16 protein-coding genes are annotated in these 16,704 nt (G+C 54.9%); 11 read left to right on the forward strand and 5 right to left on the reverse strand.

The genetic code is table 11. The features are described from left to right. The first annotated feature begins 14 nt into the window (after nt 1–14). The 4 genes from FC43_RS09360 (at nt 15) to FC43_RS09375 (ending at nt 5,246) form a co-directional block, all read left to right on the forward strand. Nucleotides 15–989: a biotin--[acetyl-CoA-carboxylase] ligase gene (locus FC43_RS09360; RefSeq protein WP_056955477.1), complete on the forward strand. Its 975-nt coding sequence runs from the start codon at nt 15–17 to the stop codon at nt 987–989. Nucleotides 990–1,191: 202 nt separating this feature from the next. Further along, on the forward strand, nt 1,192–2,730 hold the full coding sequence (locus FC43_RS09365) for a gluconokinase (RefSeq protein ID WP_056955478.1): 1,539 nt from the start codon (nt 1,192–1,194) through the stop codon (nt 2,728–2,730). A gap of 31 nt (nt 2,731–2,761) precedes the next feature. Further along, nucleotides 2,762–4,105, forward strand: a complete 1,344-nt coding sequence (locus tag FC43_RS09370) for a gluconate:H+ symporter (RefSeq protein WP_056955479.1) — start codon at nt 2,762–2,764, stop codon at nt 4,103–4,105. Between the two features lie 133 nt (nt 4,106–4,238). Beyond that, nucleotides 4,239–5,246, forward strand: coding sequence for a LacI family DNA-binding transcriptional regulator (locus FC43_RS09375; protein WP_056955480.1), 1,008 nt, complete (start codon nt 4,239–4,241; stop codon nt 5,244–5,246). A 76-nt stretch (nt 5,247–5,322) separates the two neighbouring features. Here FC43_RS09375 and FC43_RS09380 read toward each other — a convergent pair whose 3' ends face one another. Next, complete coding sequence (locus FC43_RS09380) at nt 5,323–5,583, reverse strand: hypothetical protein (protein WP_156648386.1); 261 nt, start codon at nt 5,581–5,583, stop codon at nt 5,323–5,325. A gap of 292 nt (nt 5,584–5,875) precedes the next feature. Between FC43_RS09380 and FC43_RS09385 the strand changes: the two genes are divergently transcribed. The 3 genes from FC43_RS09385 to FC43_RS09395 are packed head-to-tail and all read left to right on the forward strand — an operon-like array spanning nt 5,876 to nt 10,560. Next, entirely contained in the window at nt 5,876–7,375 is a 1,500-nt protein-coding gene (locus FC43_RS09385; RefSeq protein WP_164478923.1) for an exopolyphosphatase, read from the forward strand. A gap of 1 nt (nt 7,376) precedes the next feature. Then, on the forward strand, nt 7,377–9,617 hold the full coding sequence (locus tag FC43_RS09390; RefSeq protein ID WP_019205942.1) for an RNA degradosome polyphosphate kinase: 2,241 nt from the start codon (nt 7,377–7,379) through the stop codon (nt 9,615–9,617). Nucleotide 9,618: 1 nt separating this feature from the next. Beyond that, nucleotides 9,619–10,560 carry a Ppx/GppA family phosphatase gene (locus FC43_RS09395; RefSeq protein ID WP_056955483.1) on the forward strand — a complete coding sequence of 314 codons (942 nt, stop codon included), beginning with the start codon at nt 9,619–9,621 and terminating at the stop codon, nt 10,558–10,560. 42 nt (nt 10,561–10,602) lie between these two features. Here FC43_RS09395 and FC43_RS09400 read toward each other — a convergent pair whose 3' ends face one another. Next, a complete protein-coding gene (locus tag FC43_RS09400) occupies nt 10,603–12,057 on the reverse strand; it encodes an amino acid permease (RefSeq protein WP_056955484.1) in 1,455 nt (484 codons plus the stop codon). 184 nt (nt 12,058–12,241) lie between these two features. Here FC43_RS09400 and FC43_RS09405 point away from each other — a divergent pair, with 184 nt between their 5' ends. Both FC43_RS09405 and FC43_RS09410 read left to right on the forward strand, forming a co-directional pair. Next, nucleotides 12,242–12,685, forward strand: coding sequence for an Rrf2 family transcriptional regulator (locus tag FC43_RS09405; protein WP_056955485.1), 444 nt, complete (start codon nt 12,242–12,244; stop codon nt 12,683–12,685). Beyond that, a complete protein-coding gene (locus FC43_RS09410; protein WP_056955486.1) occupies nt 12,682–13,425 on the forward strand; it encodes an alpha/beta fold hydrolase in 744 nt (247 codons plus the stop codon). The genes FC43_RS09405 and FC43_RS09410 overlap by 4 nt, the downstream gene beginning before the upstream one ends. Nucleotides 13,426–13,465: 40 nt before the next feature. Here the strand turns inward: FC43_RS09410 and FC43_RS09415 are convergent, their stop codons facing one another. Then, nucleotides 13,466–13,666, reverse strand: a complete 201-nt coding sequence (locus FC43_RS09415) for a hypothetical protein (RefSeq protein WP_056955487.1) — start codon at nt 13,664–13,666, stop codon at nt 13,466–13,468. Nucleotides 13,667–13,852: 186 nt separating this feature from the next. On the opposite strand from FC43_RS09415, the gene FC43_RS09420 reads away from it, so the two are divergent. Both FC43_RS09420 and recX read left to right on the forward strand, forming a co-directional pair. After that, nucleotides 13,853–14,734, forward strand: a complete 882-nt coding sequence (locus tag FC43_RS09420; protein WP_056955488.1) for a YihY/virulence factor BrkB family protein — start codon at nt 13,853–13,855, stop codon at nt 14,732–14,734. Further along, nucleotides 14,734–15,534 (forward strand): recombination regulator RecX, encoded by an 801-nt coding sequence (gene recX / locus FC43_RS09425; RefSeq protein ID WP_056955489.1) that lies wholly within the window; start codon nt 14,734–14,736, stop codon nt 15,532–15,534. Before FC43_RS09420 ends, recX begins: the two co-directional genes overlap by 1 nt. A 50-nt stretch (nt 15,535–15,584) precedes the next feature. On the opposite strand, the gene FC43_RS09430 is transcribed toward recX, so the two are convergent. Both FC43_RS09430 and FC43_RS09435 read right to left on the reverse strand, forming a co-directional pair. After that, the gene (locus FC43_RS09430; RefSeq protein WP_156648387.1) at nt 15,585–15,791 is read right to left on the reverse strand and encodes a hypothetical protein; all 207 of its coding nucleotides are present in this window, start codon (nt 15,789–15,791) and stop codon (nt 15,585–15,587) included. Nucleotides 15,792–15,923: 132 nt separating this feature from the next. Further along, entirely contained in the window at nt 15,924–16,457 is a 534-nt protein-coding gene (locus FC43_RS09435; RefSeq protein ID WP_056955491.1) for an Rpn family recombination-promoting nuclease/putative transposase, read from the reverse strand. Between the last annotated feature and the right edge of the window lie 247 nt (nt 16,458–16,704).

A 16,704-nucleotide genomic window follows, 5' to 3' on the forward strand; every position in this document is an offset into this window, starting at 1 on the left:
ATGGGGGACAAAAAATGCAATCGACCAAAGAACAAGTACTGGCCTACTTACTGCACCACGCGGGGACCTTTGTGACCGGCCAAGCGCTGGCGGACCAGCTTAATCTCAGCCGGGAAAGTATCTGGAAGGCGATTCAAGCCTTGCGCCAGGCCGGCTTTCAAATTCAGGGCCAGGCCGCCAAGGGCTATTGCTACCAAGGGACGGCGCAGTTGGCTGCCCCGGTGATTGAGCATGCCTGTCGCCAATTCAAGGGGGCGATTACCGTGCTGACGACGACCCCGTCGACGCAGGATGAGGCGAAAAATTATTTGAGCCGGCATACGTTGACGACGCCCCGGGCTTGGTTAGCCGAAGAGCAGACCGCTGGTTACGGCCGGCGGGGGCGGGCGTTTTATTCGCCGGCCCAGCGGGGCTTATACTTTAGCTTGGCCTGCCGGCTGCCTCAGCCCCTCTTGCACCCGGGCTTGTTGACCACGGGGATTGCCGAAGCCGTCCGGACGGTCTTGCAGCAATTTTATCCCCAAGCTGCGTTGAGCCTGAAGTGGGTGAATGACGTTTATTGTAACGGAAAAAAAGCGGTCGGGATTTTGACCGAGACGATGATGGATTTAGAAACCCAAACCGCCCAGACGGTCGTGATTGGCTGCGGGATGAATCTGACCGGCGACGCTTTTCCGGCTGATTTGACGGCTAAAGCTGGGGCACTTGGGCCAGGCGAGAAAGTTGATCGCAATCAGTTGGCCGCGGCCCTGTTGGATGCAATCATCCAGCGGGTCGGTGATTACCAGACCGGGGCCTTTTTGCCGGCTTACCGCCAGCATTCCTTGGTCTTGGGCAAAGAAGTTGAGCTGCAGGGGCACCACGAGACGATTACCGGCGCAGCGGTGGCGATTGATGAGCACGGCGCCTTGGTGGTCGCAACGCCAACGGGGCCGCGGACGGTCGTCAGTGGCGAAGTAGTCAAGGTGAATATCCACCCAAACAAATGAATTAATCTGTCTTAGTTTAAATCGTCAGTGAGGAGCTGGCGATTTTTTTAATTTCCGGAATCCCTTGGGCGCCAGGGGATTGGAGAAAGCGTTTTAGGAAAACGTTACACTAATTTGTCCCAAAGTGTTGACACCGCTACCAAGGTGGCATATTATACTTGGTGTATCGATAAACTAAAAACGGTTTCGAAGGAGAAAAAGGATGGATTACTTGATTGGGGTTGACGTGGGGACCACGTCGACGAAAGCAGTGTTATACGACCAGCACGCGCAGGTCTTAGACAGTTTCAAAGCCGGCTACACCCTCTACCGGGACGCCAGCGGGATGGCGGAGCAAGATCCGGCTGCGATCGTGACCGCCGTGAAGACGGTGATTAAACAAGCCGCCGCCGCGGCCGATTTAAGCCAGGGTAAATTGTTAGCGGTTGCTTTTTCTAGTGCCAATCAAAGTGTCATCTTGTTGGATGATCAGCACCAACCGCTGACCCGGTCGATTACTTGGGCCGACACCCGCGCCCGCGGGGTTGCCGAACGGATGCGGCGGCACTTGGTCGCCAAGACCTTGTTCTCCCACACCGGGACGCCCCTGCACCCGATGTCACCATTTACTAAGTTGATTTGGCTGAACGAAAATCACCCCGCGCTGATGGCCAAAGCCGCCTACGTGGCCGACATTAAGTCCTACTTATTCTGGGAACTCTTCCACACTTTCAAGGTCGACATTTCGATCGCGTCATGTACCGGCTTGTTTAACCTCCACACCAGTGATTGGGATGAACAAGCCTTGGAATTGGCCGGCGTCAGTGCCGCCCAGCTGCCGGAAATCGTCAGCGGGACGACGCAAGCGGTCGGTTTGATCCCAACGGTGGCGGACGAATTAGGGATTCCGGCCACTACGCCGTTTGTCTACGGGGCCTTTGATGGGGCCTTGTCCAACCTCGGGGTCGGCGCGATCAAGCAGGACACGGTCGCGATTACGATCGGGACGTCGGCGGCGGTCCGGGTCGCCACGGATCACCCGGTGATCGACCCGCAAGAACGGCTCTTCTGTTACGCAATCGACGAAGGCTTCTACGTGGTCGGCGGCCCGATCAACAACGGGGGCGACGTCTTCCAATGGGCGGTTGAACACCTGGTGGACAATTCCGCGGTGGCCCAAAACGGCGGCGATGCCTATGACCTGGCCAACCAAGTGATTGAAACGGCCCCAGCTGGCGCCCACGGCTTGCTCTTCCACCCCTTCTTGGGTGGGGAACGGGCCCCGCTGTGGGATGCCAACGCCCGGGGTTCCTTCTTCGGCTTGACCCCATTGCACACCCGTGCCGACATGCTGCGGGCGGTGATGGAAGGGATCAACATGAACATCGCGACGGTCTTTGCCGCCGTCCGGGAGCTGGTTGGCGAACCGGCCAGCGTAACGGCGACCGGGGGCTTTGCCCAATCGGCGGTCTGGAAGCAAATGATGGCTGACATCTTAAATGTCCCGGTCAACATTCCGGCGTCCTTTGAATCTGGTTGTCTGGGGGCGATCACGATGGCGATGAAGAGCCTCGGGTTGATCGATGACCTGAGCGCTGTGACCGAATTGATCGGCGAAGTTGAAAGCTACCAACCCCAAGCAGCCGCGGTGGCAACCTACCAAGAGTACCTGCCGCTCTTCAAGCAGGTGGAAGAACTGCTTTCACCGGCTTACGGCGTGATTGCCCAACTGCAAGAAAAAGAAGCACCCGGCACACACTAAGATTGAAGAAACTAACTAAAGGAGTGAAATTATGCCATTACTGATTGTTTTACTGGGGGTCGCCCTCTTGATCTTTATGATCATCAAGCTGAAGTTAAACACCTTCGTTTCGCTGGTGGTTACGGCCTTCTTAATCGCTTTGATGCTGCAAATTCCAATTGCCAAGATCCCAACCACGATTGAAACCGGGATTGGGGGCCAATTAGGCCACTTAGCCGTGATCTTCGGGTTCGGTTCGATGCTGGGCCAATTGGTCTCCGACTCGGGTGGTGGTTACCGGATCGCCACGACCTTGATTCAAAAGTTTGGTCGTCGTTGGATCCAAGTGGCCGTGATCTTAGCTTCCTTCATCATTGGGCTGGCGCTCTTCTTTGAAGTTGGGCTGGTCGTGGTCTTGCCAATCATCTTCATTATTGCCCGGGAAATGGACATGCCGTTGATGTACCTCGGGGTTCCAATGGCGGCAACTTTGAACGTCACGCACGCCTTCTTGCCACCGCACCCGGCCCCAACGGCGATTACCGACATCTTGGGGGCGAACTTGGGGCACGTGCTCTTGCTCGGGATCATCGCCGCAATTCCAACGATCATTGTGGCCGGTCCGCTGTACAACTACTTCCTGCACAAACTCTACCCAAAGGTTTACCGCAAGAATTTGGACATTGCTGTTTTAGGGGAATACAAGGAATTTGAACTCGATGAAACGCCAGGCTTTGGGATTTCGGTTTTGACGGCGATGCTGCCGGTAATCTTGATTGCCGTAGCCACGATTTGCTCCTTCATCTTGCCTAAGGGCAACCCGGTCAACGAATTCATCCAATTCGTCGGGGCGCCAGACGCTGCAATGCTGATCTCCTTGCTCTTTGCTGTCGTTACGATGGGCTTGATGCGGAACAAGAAGATGGAAGAAATTTCCAACTCCATGGTCACTTCCGTGAAGCAAATTGCCATGATGCTCTTAATCATCGGGGGTGGGGGTGCCTTCAAGCAAGTCCTCGTCGACGGGGGGATCTCCAAGTACGTTTCCGACCTCTTTGCCCACACCAGCCTGTCACCAATCGTGGCCGCTTGGCTGATCACGGCGATCTTGCGGATTGCCCTGGGGTCCTCGACGGTGTCAGCGATGACCGCCGCCGGGCTGATCGCCCCAATGGCACACCAATTCGGGGCTAACTCCTCGATGGCCGCACTGATGGTGCTGGCGGTTGGTGCCGGCTCCGTCTTCGGTGGGCACGTCAACGACGCCGGTTTCTGGATGATCAAGGAATACTTCGGGCTTTCCTTGAAGGAAAACTTCATCGCGTGGACGACCTTGACTTGTGTCCTGGCCGTAGCCGGCTTAGCTACGGTCATGGTGATGGCGATGTTTGTCTAGGATCACCAAGCTCTAACACTTTTCTAGGGACTGTCACCCGGGTGGTGATGGTCCTTTTTGCGTTGCCAATGCTTGTCTTTTCGCGGCAAACGGGTTAGCATAAACTAATATTGACTTTGCGGGGGAAATGAAAATGCGACAACACGTGACGATTAAAGAAGTAGCCAAGCAGGCCGGGGTTTCGGTAACCACCGTTTCGCGCTACTTAAACGGCCGCTACGAGCGAATGAGTGCGGCAACCAAGGAAAAGGTGGCCGCCACGATCAAAAAATTAAATTACGCCCCGGCGGCATCGGCCCGGCGGATGCGCCAAGATCAAAGCCACCTGGTCGGGCTGTTAGTCGGGGACGTCGGGAACCCCTTTTCAACCATGCTGGCCAAGGGGGTCTATGATGTCTTACAGCCAGCCGGCTACGACGTGTTGTTGATGAACACCGATGATTCAACGGCGACCGAAGCGCGGGCGCTTAACCGCCTGTATGCCCAACAAGTCGACGGGATTATTGTCCAGCCTAGCGCCAAGGACTTCGCCCAGTACCAACCAGCGATTGATGCCGGGATTCCCCTGGTCGTGGTCGACCGGGAAGTGCCCAATCAACCCTTGGACGTCGGCAAGGTCACCAGCCCGAATCTGACGGCCTGCTACGACCTGGGTTGTCGGCTGGCGGCCCGGGGCTACCAAAATATCATTTCGGTCAGTGCCCAATACGCCGAGGCTTCGGGGCAAATTCCCCGGATGGCAGGTTTAAAAGCGGCCGCGGCTCGCACCGGGATCAATTACTTGAATCTAGCAACGCAAAAGCGGACCGACCAAGCGACCTTGGCTGATCAGCTGCAAAAATGGGTAACCAGCTTGCGGGGCAAAACGGTAATTGTGTCGTTGATGGGCCCGGTTCTGTTTGACCTGCTGGCGATCTTTCAGAACCTAAACTGGCACTTTCCGCAGGACGTGGGCTTGGTCAGTTACGACGACTGGGCCTGGTCGCGTTTTGTTGGCGACGGGATCTGCCTGGTCAAACAGGACATGGAAACGATGGGTAATTTGGCGGCCCAGAATTTATTGAAGCAGATTGCGGCCGGGACGACCCGCTCAGCAACTAATTTCGTGCCGGTGGAATTTATTGATGCGCCATCGATCTAGCAAAACAGTCCCACGGTCAGGAGCGAACCTGGCGGTGGGGCTGTTTTTTGGTTAAACTGCTTAAAGCTAGGGCAATTTAACTGACAACAACTAGCTGATCATAATATTTCTGGGCTTCGGCTTGGGAAATTGACTGCGCATCAGCGATCATGGCAACGACCTCTGGGGTAGGCGTACCACGTTTCTCTAACGCTTTAATCAGCCCCAACGTGTTTTTATCCCGTTCTGCTTCCCGACTCTTGCGCAGTTGACGGCGCAATTCAATTTGTTCCTTGATTGTCTTTTGTTGCCACTCAGCTTGCAAAGCCGCCCGTTCTAATGTTAAATTCTCTGGCATCATTTTCGCCTCCTTCAAAATTGCGGGACTAAATTTAGCCCCTATTTCTTATATACGTCTATACGTCGTGAAAGCGAAAATTCACTTTTTCATTTGACCGAACGAGTGATTAAATCAGCTGGCCAGGTCACGATCTGCAATTTTATGCAAACTTTCAACAATTTCTTTACTTTGTCGCTTTAACAGGTCTTTAGCGCCCATTAAATTAGTGGTATCCTTAAAGTAATGGAAACGGTTCTTTGGCCGGTTTTGGGCCAAAGAACGGGCATAACTTTAGAAGGGATTGAGTGCGGTGACCAAAAAATACGAGGGGATCATCCTGTTGCGGCCCGACCGCTTGACGCTGACGATTCGCGATGACCAGCAGGCCATCTTAACCCAGGTCAAGTCCGGCGCCCTGCGCGTGGGGGATGAAACAGTCGCGAATTACTTGGAAAATATGGGCGCAATTACGACCAATCTGACCGGCTTCTTACGGGTGCTCAAGGAGTACGCCGTGAAGAAGAGCGACGTGGTCTTTTATGGGGATCTCGACGACTTGGACAGCGTCTCGGCGCAGTACGTGGCCGACCAGATTGAAGTCCGGGTGGGCTTGCAGATTCAGTGGTTGAATAAAAATCAACTCTTGGCCCAGACCCTGGCCCAGACGTGGCCCCGGCTCAAGCATGAGCTGGGGGACCAACAGCTGACTGGCTACGTCCTGTGTGTCGGATTGTCGACCAGCACCCTAGCTTACTTTAATCAGGGCCAGTTCGCGACCTGCTGGGATATTGACCTGGGCAAGGCGCGGATTAACCAGCTGGCCGAGAACTTACGGCAAACGACGGCGACGCCGAGTGATATCATTACGGACTTCATCAGTTCGAAGTTGGAATACCTGGTGCCGGAATTAAGTGGTCAGCCGGCCCCAGTCCTTTTGGTGCAGGGGGTCGAAACCTTGGCCCAACGCTACATTACGGCGCCGGATGTCTTGGCGCCGGTGGACACGGCTTCCTTTAAGCGTCGCTTCCGGCGGATTTTGTCGTCGTCGGACCAATACATTATTCACCAGTACGACGTTGATGAACAAAGCGTCGATTGGGTCCTGCCCAGCTACCTGGTGGTCCGCCAAACGATGAAGCTGCTCAAGGCCCGCAAGCTCTACGTGACCAGCCTAGCCCAGCCAGACGGCCTGCTGCACTATCACACCGACCACACCCCGGTCCGCGACCTGGTCACCACGGCGGCGGACAACATGGCGGTGCGTTACGGGATTGATGTCTATCACAAGGATTTCGTGACCAAGGTTGCCATGCAGCTGTTTGATGCCCTGGCCCCGATCCACCGGCTCAATCGCCACTACCGGATGCTCTTGGAATTGGCCTGCAAGATTGATGACATCGGTAATTTCATCAATCCCCAGGGCCACTACCGGCACTCGGCCTACATTTTAGAGGCGAACCCCTTAATTGGGATTTCGGATGAGGACAACCACATCATTGCCGAAGTTGCACGCTATCATTCCTCCGAGGCGCCAGAAATCAACCAGCACCACTACCGGGAGTTAAGCGACCAGTTGCGCTTGCCGATTGCCCAGTTGGCGGCGATCTTGCGGGTGGCCGATTCCCTGGATGATTCGCGCCAGCAAAAGATTACCGAAATTGGCCTCAAGCTCAAGGATGATCACTTGTTGATCAAGGCCAAGGCCACCGATGATTTGGTCTTGGAAAAGTGGGCCTTCTTGCGCAAGAACCAGCTGTTTACCCAGGTCTATGGCCTGCAACCGGAGTTAATCGTGAAGGGAGCTAAGTAAGATGAAGGAAGCAGAATTTTACCAACCAAGCAACTACGTCAACCGGGAGCTCTCGTGGATTGACTTTAATGGGCGGGTGTTAGAAGAAGCGGTTGCCCCGGAAAACCCGCTGTTGGAACGGGCCAACTTCTTAGGGATCACGCAAAGCAACGTCGATGAATTTTTCATGGTCCGGGTTGCTTCTTTGCACAAGTTGTCGGCCTTTAACGTCACGACGACCGATGCCTCGGGGATGACGCCTAAGGAACAACTGGCGGCCGTCAATGACAAGGAACACCAGATGGTCGAAAAACGCTACCAGGTCTACAACGAGCAATTATTGCCGGCCTTGGCCAAGCAGGAAATCTTTATCAAGCACGTCACGGATTTGAATGAAGCCGAATACGACTTTGTCAGCCGCTACTTTGAAGACGAGTTGATGCCGGTCCTCACCCCGATGGCCGACGACTCCTCGCGGCCCTTCCCCTTCATTGCCAACAATTCCTTGAACGTGGCGGTGAAATTGATTCGCGACCTGACCCAGCAGTTGGAGCCCCGCAAGGTTTTGGAAGGGGACCAAGAAGTTACCGAAAATCAAACCACGATGCACGAAAAGGGTGACCAACCGGCGGAAAAATTTGCGACGGTCCGGGTCCCCGATATTTACAAGCGCTTGATTAAGTTGCCAACGGGGAATGCCCTGGTCCTGATTGATGATGTCATCAAGGAATTTATCGCCAAGCTCTTCCCTGGTTACCGGGTCTTGTCGACGGGGACCTACCGGGTAATGCGGGACATGGACCTCGACGTGGCCGAAGAAGACACCTCCGACCTCTTGCGGGCGGTCCAACACCAATTGCGGGCCCGTGAGCACGGGAGCGTGATGCGCTTGGAAATCGAAGAAGACTTTGATGGCTGGCTGGAGCACCACTTGATTGACCGCCTCCAGGTCGATGAAGCCTGGGTTTACCGGGTCAACGGGCCGGTCGATCTGACCTTCTTAAAGAAGTTAAGCGGGATGGTCGAAGGGCACGCGGATTTGCGCTACGCCCCTTACCAGGCCTACCAAGATCCAGCCTTGGATATGGACCACAATATCTTTGCTGCGATCCGGGAAAAGGATCACCTCCTTCAGCACCCATATGATAACTTCCAATCGGTGGTCAACTTTATCCACCAGGCGGCCGAAGACCCTAAGACCTTGGCGATCAAGATGACCCTTTACCGGGTCTCGGGGAATTCGCCGATCATCAAGTACCTGGGCCAAGCCGCTCAGCAGGGCAAGCAAGTCACGGTCCTCGTGGAAGTGAAGGCCCGCTTTGATGAGCAAAATAACGTCCGCTGGGCCCGGCGCTTGGAACAAATGGGCTGCCACGTAATTTACGGGTTGGTCGGCTTAAAGACCCACTGTAAGATCGCCCTGGTCATCCGGCGCGATGACGATGGGATCCGGCGCTACATGCACCTGGGGACCGGGAATTACAACGACGTCACCGCCCACTTCTACACCGACATGGGGCTGTTGACCTGTGATTACGAACTCGGGGAGGATTTGACCAACCTCTTTAACGCCTTATCTGGTTTTGCGCGGACCCGGTACTTCCACAAGCTGCACACGTCGCCGGACGGCATTCGCGACTTCATCAACCAAAAGATTGACCAGCAGATTGCGATCGCCAAGCGGGGCAATCCGGCCCGAATCAGCATGAAGATGAATTCGCTCTCCGATAAGCAGATCATCGCCCACCTCTACCAGGCGGCGGCGGCCGGGGTCAAGATTCGCTTGTTGATTCGCGGGATTACTTGTCTGCGCAACGACCTGCCGATTTTGCACAATAACATTGAGGTTCACTCGATCGTCGGGCGCTTCTTGGAACACTCGCGGATCTACTACTTCGAAGGCGACGGCCACGAGGAAATCTACCTGGCCAGTGCCGATATGATGACGCGGAACTTAAACCGGCGGGTCGAAGAGCTCTATCCGGTCACGGAAGATGACACCAAGGCCCAAGCGATCGCCATTTTCGAAGCGATGTGGAAAGACAACGTCAAGACCCGCGTGTTGCACGGGACGGTCTACGAACGGCTCGAACCAGAGGGCAAGCGTTTTGACTCCCAAGAATACTTTGTTAAGCAAGCGCAAAAGCAAGTCGCCGGCTTAGCGCGGGAGGCTAAGAACCACAAGCGCTTGTCGAACGTCTTTGAGACCTTGACCCGCCACGTCTCCAATTTGCACTTAAAGTCCACCGGAGGGGAAGATTAAGATGACCAAACTGGCAATTATTGATTTAGGTTCCAACTCCTGTCGCTTGCGGATCAGCGAAATTTATCCCGGCGGCAAGCACCAGCTCATAAAATACGAAAAGGAATTTGTCCGCCTGTCGGAAAATATGGGCCCGGCCAAGCTCTTGCAACCGGCCCCGGTGGAGCGGACCCTGGCGGTGTTAAAGCGTTTTGCGGCGGAATGCCAAGCGCAAGCTGACACCAAGTTGATTGCGGTGGCGACCGCAGCGGTCCGGCAAGCCACCAACCAGGCCGAATTCTTGGCCCGGGTGAAACAAGAGGTCGGCATTGACCTGCAAGTAATTTCTGGCGAGCGGGAAGCCTACCTCGATTACGTCGGCGTTTCACGGACCCTGCCGATTGAAAATGGTTTGATCATTGATACCGGTGGGGCCAGCATGGAATTGATCCTCGTCGATGAAGGCCAGGCCGAAGAAGTGGTCAGCTTGCCGATCGGCTCCGTCCTCTTGTCCCAGCAATATCACTTGGGGGATGTGATCGACCCGGCCGACCTTTACGATGCCGTGGTCAAGGTTGACCAGGTCCTGTCGAGTCAGCGGTGGTTGAACCGGGCCCGGCATACCCGGGTGGTGGCCCTCGGCGGTTCCAATCGGGCCCTGGCCAAGCTCTTCCGCTGGAAGTTAGCGTCTTCGGCGGCCAACGTCCAGCCGGTCCATGGCTTGAAGATGCAAACCCAAGATGCCTTTGCCTTGATGCACAGTCTGGTCGCGGCGACCAAGGAAGAACGGGCGGCGATGCGCGGCATCTCGGCGGCCCGGGCCGACGTGATTGTCGGCGGGCTCTTACCCCTGATGGCGCTCTTGCGGCAGTTGTCGATGAAGGAAGTCATGTTCTCCAATAACGGTTTGCGAGAAGGGCTGCTCTTTGAGTACCTCGACCACCAAACTGACGCAACTAAGTAATAAAAAAGTGGCGGATCCGCTGTGGTCCGCCACTTTTAGTGTTTAGCGTAATTTAACTTGGTCGAGGGGAATCAGGTGGGTCTTGTATTTGACCTTGTAGTAAATAAAGAGGATCAAGAAGAGCGGAACGCTCATGTAGGTAATCAGGATACTTTCCCAGTTCCAGTGGATAAAGGCGTCCACGTTTTGCCCGGCCACGGCGATCAGGCACAGGCCAAAGGCGAAGAGGGGGCCGAAGGGGAAGAGCAGGGCCCGGTACTTGAGCTCACTGAGCTGGTGACCCTGCTTTAAAAAGGCGCGCCGGAAGCGGTAGTGGGCGACGGCAATCCCCAGCCAAGCGATAAAACCACTCAGCCCGGACGCCGCGATTAAGTAACTATAAGCGGCCGGCCCTAAGAACTGGGTTAAAAAGACCAGCAGGGAAACGGCCAGGGTGCCGACCATCGCGTAGATCGGAATCCCGCGCTTGTTGACGTAACCGAAGATCCGCCAAGCGTAGCCTTCCTTGGCCTGGGTGTAGAGCATCCGGGTCGAAGCATAGAGGCCGGAGTTGGCCGCCGACAGCAGGGCGGTAAAGATCACCGCGTTCATTATGCTGGCGGCCGCGGCCAGCCCCGCCCGGCGGAAGACGATCGTAAAGGGACTCATCGCCACGTCTTGGACGTTTTGACTCAGCAGGTTCTTATCGGTGTAAGGCAAGAGGCAGGCCATTACGAAAATCGACAGCAAATAAAAGACCAAAATCCGCCAGAAGGTCGATTGAATGGCTTTCGGAACGGCGTGGCCAGGGTCGGCTGATTCACCGGCGGTAATCCCGACCATTTCAGTGCCCTGAAAGGACATCCCGGCCACCAAAAAAACGGCAAACAAGCCCGGGAAACCGCCAACAAAGGGGGCTTGTTTATAGGTGAAGTTGTGCAAGCCGACCGCACTGTGGCCACCCATGATGCCGACGATGATTGCCAGGCCAATCACGATAAAAAGGCCGATCGTGACGATTTTAATCAAGGACAACCAGTACTCCATTTCCCCGTAGGAGCGGACCGACAGCCAATTGATGATCGTGATCAAAATAAAAACGCCGAGGGTGAAGACCCAGCTAGGTACGTGGGGGAGCCAGAAGTTTAAGACCACCCCACAGGAGACGGCGTCGACGGTAATCGTGATCGTCCAGTTAAACCAGTAGTTCCATCCCATCGCAAAGCCCAAGGCCGGGTCGACGTAGTCCGTCGAATACTGGACAAAGGAACCGGTCGTGGGGCGGAAGGTCGCCATTTCGCCGAGGCTGGTCATTAAAAAGTAGACCATTACCCCCATCAGGGCGTAGACGAGCAGGGCGCCCCCCGGGCCGGCGGTCGCAATCGCGGAACCCGAGGCGATCAAGAACCCGGTCCCAATCGAGCCGCCCAAGGCGATCATCGTCAGGTGGCGGGTCTTTAAGCTGCGGTGCATCTCCCCGCTCGTGGTGGCGGGCAGTGGATCAGACGTTGCTTGCATAAAATTGAGGAACCTTCTTTCTTAAAATTCAATGAAATCGTTTCAATTGAAATAATTATACCATCTTCTGCGCACAGGTGGGGGCTAATCATCAGTAAGTAAGGAGCGTAAGTATTGAACTTACAAAAAGTAAATGATATAGTGGAAGAAAATCAGTGGTAAAAATGAGAAATGAGGTGAGAAAATGGCCAATACCCGCTTAAGCGATCTGTTGCAAATTTTAGTCTACTTAAAGATTCACGAGGGCGAAAAACTCCCCAGCAGCCGGATCGCCGCCAGCCTCAAGACCAACCCCAGCTTGGTGCGCCAAATGATTGGTCAGCTCAGCCGGGCCGGGCTGTTGCAGACCCAGCGGGGCAGTACCCAGATTCACTTTACCCGCCCGCTGACGGAAATCACGGCTTTAGACGTCTACCGGGCCAGTGAACCGGCTCATGACCTCTTGGTGGTCGATCAGAATACCGCCCAATCCTGTAGCGTCGGGGTGGCCTTTCCGAACGTCTTAACCGGGCACTTTCAGGAGATTCAGGCGAGCGTCGAAGCCCAATTGGCTCAGCTGACGGTCGCCCAGCTGGTAGAGGAAACGGCGGCCGACATCGCCGCCCACTTAGCGGAGGAAGCCCAATGAAAAATGGGGTCCGGTGGTTAATTGTCATTGTAGTTCTCACCTTAGCAGGACTGGCCAGTGGGGTGGCCCACCACCGGTATGTCCAGGCAGCCCGGCCGCTGACGGCGACCTTCTTTATTCATGGTTACGGCAGCAGTTGGCATGCGGAGCACCAAATGGCGAAGTACCTGGTCGACCACGGCGCCAGCAACCAGATTATCCGGGCCAACGTGGCCCAAGCTGGGACGGTGACCCTGCACGGTAAAATCCGTGCTGGAGCCCGCAATCCCTTAGTCGAGGTCAATTACGCCGACAATAAGAACCCGGATCCCACGGCTGCGGCGACCCGTTTGCACCGGGTGATTCAGGCGGTCAACCGGCAAGCCGACCTGAAGCAAATCAACTTGGTCGGCCACTCGATGGGCAACCTCAGTACCTTGGCCTACCTGGATCGCTACGGGGAAACGCCGGCTATGCCACCGGTCAAGCATTTGGTGATTTTGGCCGGGGGCCTGCTGCCGGGGCGGGAGGACGAAGTGGTTGGCCACTTGCGCCAACGCTTACCCCGGGGCTTAAAAGTCTTAAACCTGTACAGCACGGGCGATCAGCGGATTCCCAACGCGCGCTCCTGCCAGTTGAATCCCTTGTTTGCCAACCGGGCTGCGACCTTTCAGGAAGTTCAGGTCAAGGGACTGTCGCATAGTCAGATCCACGAGAGCAAGCAGGTGGACCGGATTTTATTGCAATTTCTCTTTAAATAAGCAAGCGCCCCGCACCTGAATTTGGGTGCAGGGCGCTTCATTATTTCCCGGGGAATGCGGTGGCTTGGTGGAGGAGTTCACGTTGCATGCGGTCAGCTTCTTGGGTTTGGTACAAGCCGACGGTGTGGATTTCGGCGGGGGTGCCGTGTTGGTAGAGGCCAAATAAATCTTGGTAACGGGCCATGATTACGTCGACTTCGGTTTTGGGAATTACCCGGTAGTTAAGTTTTAAAGCAGCCATCCTTATTTTCTCCGTAGTTTTTGATTGGTGAGAAAGCCGTTTGCTGGGGCTTTTATTGGCCAATTTTACCAGTAGGGGTCGCTCGTTGTCGAGCCAAAGCCTAAGGTGGGACCTTCGGGGTTACTTTGCAAACCACCCGTTCGCCGGGTAAAATGGAAAAAGAAGAAACAGTGAAGGGAATTTGCAATGACCGGATGGCAAAAAATCAAGCGGCTCTACCGCCTCTTTATGCACCACTTCCAGATGGCCGAAGTTACGACCTCGGCAGCGGTGTTGGCTTACTATACCCTTTTGTCAATTTTTCCGGCCGTCCTGGTGATCGGAAACCTTTTGCCAATGCTTGGGCTTAACGCTAAGACCGTCTTAGCGTACTTGCAAACGGCGGTCCCACCGTCAATTTACGACTTTATCCGTCCCTTGATTTACGACTTTTTGGACCGCGGCTCGGGTGGGTTGCTGACGACCGGGGCCCTGGTGGCCGTTTGGTCGACCAGCCAGGGGATTGCCGCCTTTCAGCGCAGTGTCAACCGCGCCTACGGGGTTGCGCGTTACCAAAATCCGGTGATTAACCGGGTTGCCTCCTTCGTGTGGGTCTTGGTCTTGTTGCTGTTTATTTTCATCTTGAACTTTGCCTACGGGCTGGGGGAACAGATTATGTTAGCCCTACAGGGGGTCTTTAACTTTAGTTCTCGCTACGTCAACTTCTTTGCCCAGGTCCGCTGGCCAATCACGTTTGGGGGGCTCTTTATTGCGTTAACCCTGTTGTATTACTTTGTCCCTAACGCGCGCGTGCGCCTGCGCTACGTGGTGGTCGGGGCCTTGGTAGTGGCCTTGGCCTGGATGGGAGTGTCGCGGTTGTTCTCCTTGTACACCCGCTTTTTCTCCCACAATATCACTTCCTATAAGACGATTGGGGCCTTTATCCTGTTGATGATCTGGCTGGATTTGTCGGGAATGTTAGTGATGTTTGGGGCGACGGTCAATGCGACCCTGCAAGATGCGATTGAAGGGCAAATCAAGGAACGGAAGTATTTTTGGCAGGTCTTTGCCGGAAGGGGGAATAAATAGTGCCAACGATTACCAAAATTGCCGCCCAGAAGCAGGCCGGGCGCTATAACATTTATCTGGATGGGCAGTATGCCTTTCCAGTTGCCGAAAGTGTCCTGATCAAGCACCGCTTGCTCAAGGGAAGGGTGCTGGACAAGGTTCAGATTGCCCAGATTACCACGGATGATGAAATTGCCAAGGCTTACGGTACGGCGCTCGATTATTTGTCCTACCAGTTGCGGACCGAACATGAAGTCAGTCAGAAATTGTTGGGCCAGGGGGTGCCACCGGCGCAAATCGAAGTTGTGTGCAAGAAGTTGCGCGCGGAAGGGTTGCTGGATGACCGGGCTTACGCGGCCGCCTTTGTTCGCACGGTGATGAAGACGGAACTGAAGGGACCAGCGGTGATTCGCCAAAAATTACGCGCCAAGCGGGTCGGGGAATTAGAAATTGATGACGCCCTGGCCCAATTTACCCCGGCTTGGCAGCTGACCAACGCCACCAAGCTGGCGACGAAGCTCTTGGCCCGGTATGCGCGTCAGCCGGCTCGCCGCCAGCGCGAAAAGGTTCAGCTGGGCTTGCGCACCCAGGGCTACGAAAGCGACGTGGTAGCAGCGGCGCTGGCGGCCGCCCAGCCACCAGCCGTGTCAGTCGATACGACCGAACTCTTGGCCCGGGAGGGTGAAAAAATCTGGCAGCGCTATGCCCGCAAGGCCAGTGGTTACCAGTTGACGATGAAGGTTAAACAGGCCCTCTTTCGGAAGGGCTTTGATTACGATGAGATTGAAGCTTGGGTCAATCAACAGCATCCCGAAGCATAACAAAACGGCCAGTCCGCGCGGACTGGCCGTTTTTGAATGGAACTTAAGAACTAGTGGCTATTAGTAAGTTGCGCTTGGTCGTAGTAGCGCTGAGCTTCTGCCTTTGAAATATCATAAAAATCAGCGAGATCGGCAATGACGGCAGTATGATCAGCACCACGTTGTTGGGCACGGGTGATGAGTTTGAGGATTGTCCGGTTCCGTTCAGAGTCTTCCCCGGCATCAAAGCGTTCTTGCATCTTCAATTCATAAAGCATATTTTCCAGCCACCTTTCTTGGTTCATTTTGATCGATTTGATTTCGGCTTGAATTTGTGTGATAAACTTATCCTTATTATTCACGTTCCCGGCCATTAGGTCAAGGAAGGGGCCCAGGGCGCCGGCGCGGCGTTAATCGCTGGCCTTGGCGTTAAAGATCACGCTGTGTTGGCCGTTGTGCGCGGTCATCAAGGGATCGGTAATTTCCCGGTCTTCAAAGCGGTAGCGCGCCCAGCCGCGGCCGTAGTAGTCAAACTGGCAGAAAAAGATGACGTAGGTCGGAAAAGTCGCTAATTGGCGGTAACTGTCGCCAGAGCGCAGCAGCAACTGGTCCATCATGCCTTGGTAATAGCGGATCCGCTCGGCCAAGTCGCGTTCATCTTTGACCTGCATCTCTAAGACAAAGGTCCGCCCCGCTGCGTCTTGAGCGTAGATGTCGTAGCGGACCGCCCGGGCCAAGAGGGCGCTGTGGACGTCTTGTTGAGGATTGACCAAGTGCAACGGGCCCACCTCCAGTTCGGGGAGGGCCCGCTGGACGAGCTCGGTACACAGGGTCGGATTTTGCATCACCATCTCAAAGATCAGATCGCTGGTGATCGTTTTGGCTTGCCAGGCCTGCCAGAGTTGGCGGGTGGTGGCTTGGAATTGCGCCAGACTGGTTGTCATAACATGACCTCCTGAAAATTAGTAGTAGGGAAAACTCCCCCTAACTTATATATACGTTTTTTAGCCCGAAAATTATTTTTGTGAACGGTAAAATTTTGATGAGAAGGCCAAAACCCACTGGCTACCCGTTTCAGCGGCGAAAAATTTGCGACCGGAAAGTTGCATTTCACAAATTTTGCCATCGGCGCTGCTGACACACGACATATTTATAGATTAATGTCATTAAGTTAAGCTCTTGACACCAAAT

Origin of the sequence: Limosilactobacillus ingluviei DSM 15946 (genome assembly GCF_001435775.1) — a bacterium.
Classification (GTDB): domain Bacteria; phylum Bacillota; class Bacilli; order Lactobacillales; family Lactobacillaceae; genus Limosilactobacillus; species Limosilactobacillus ingluviei.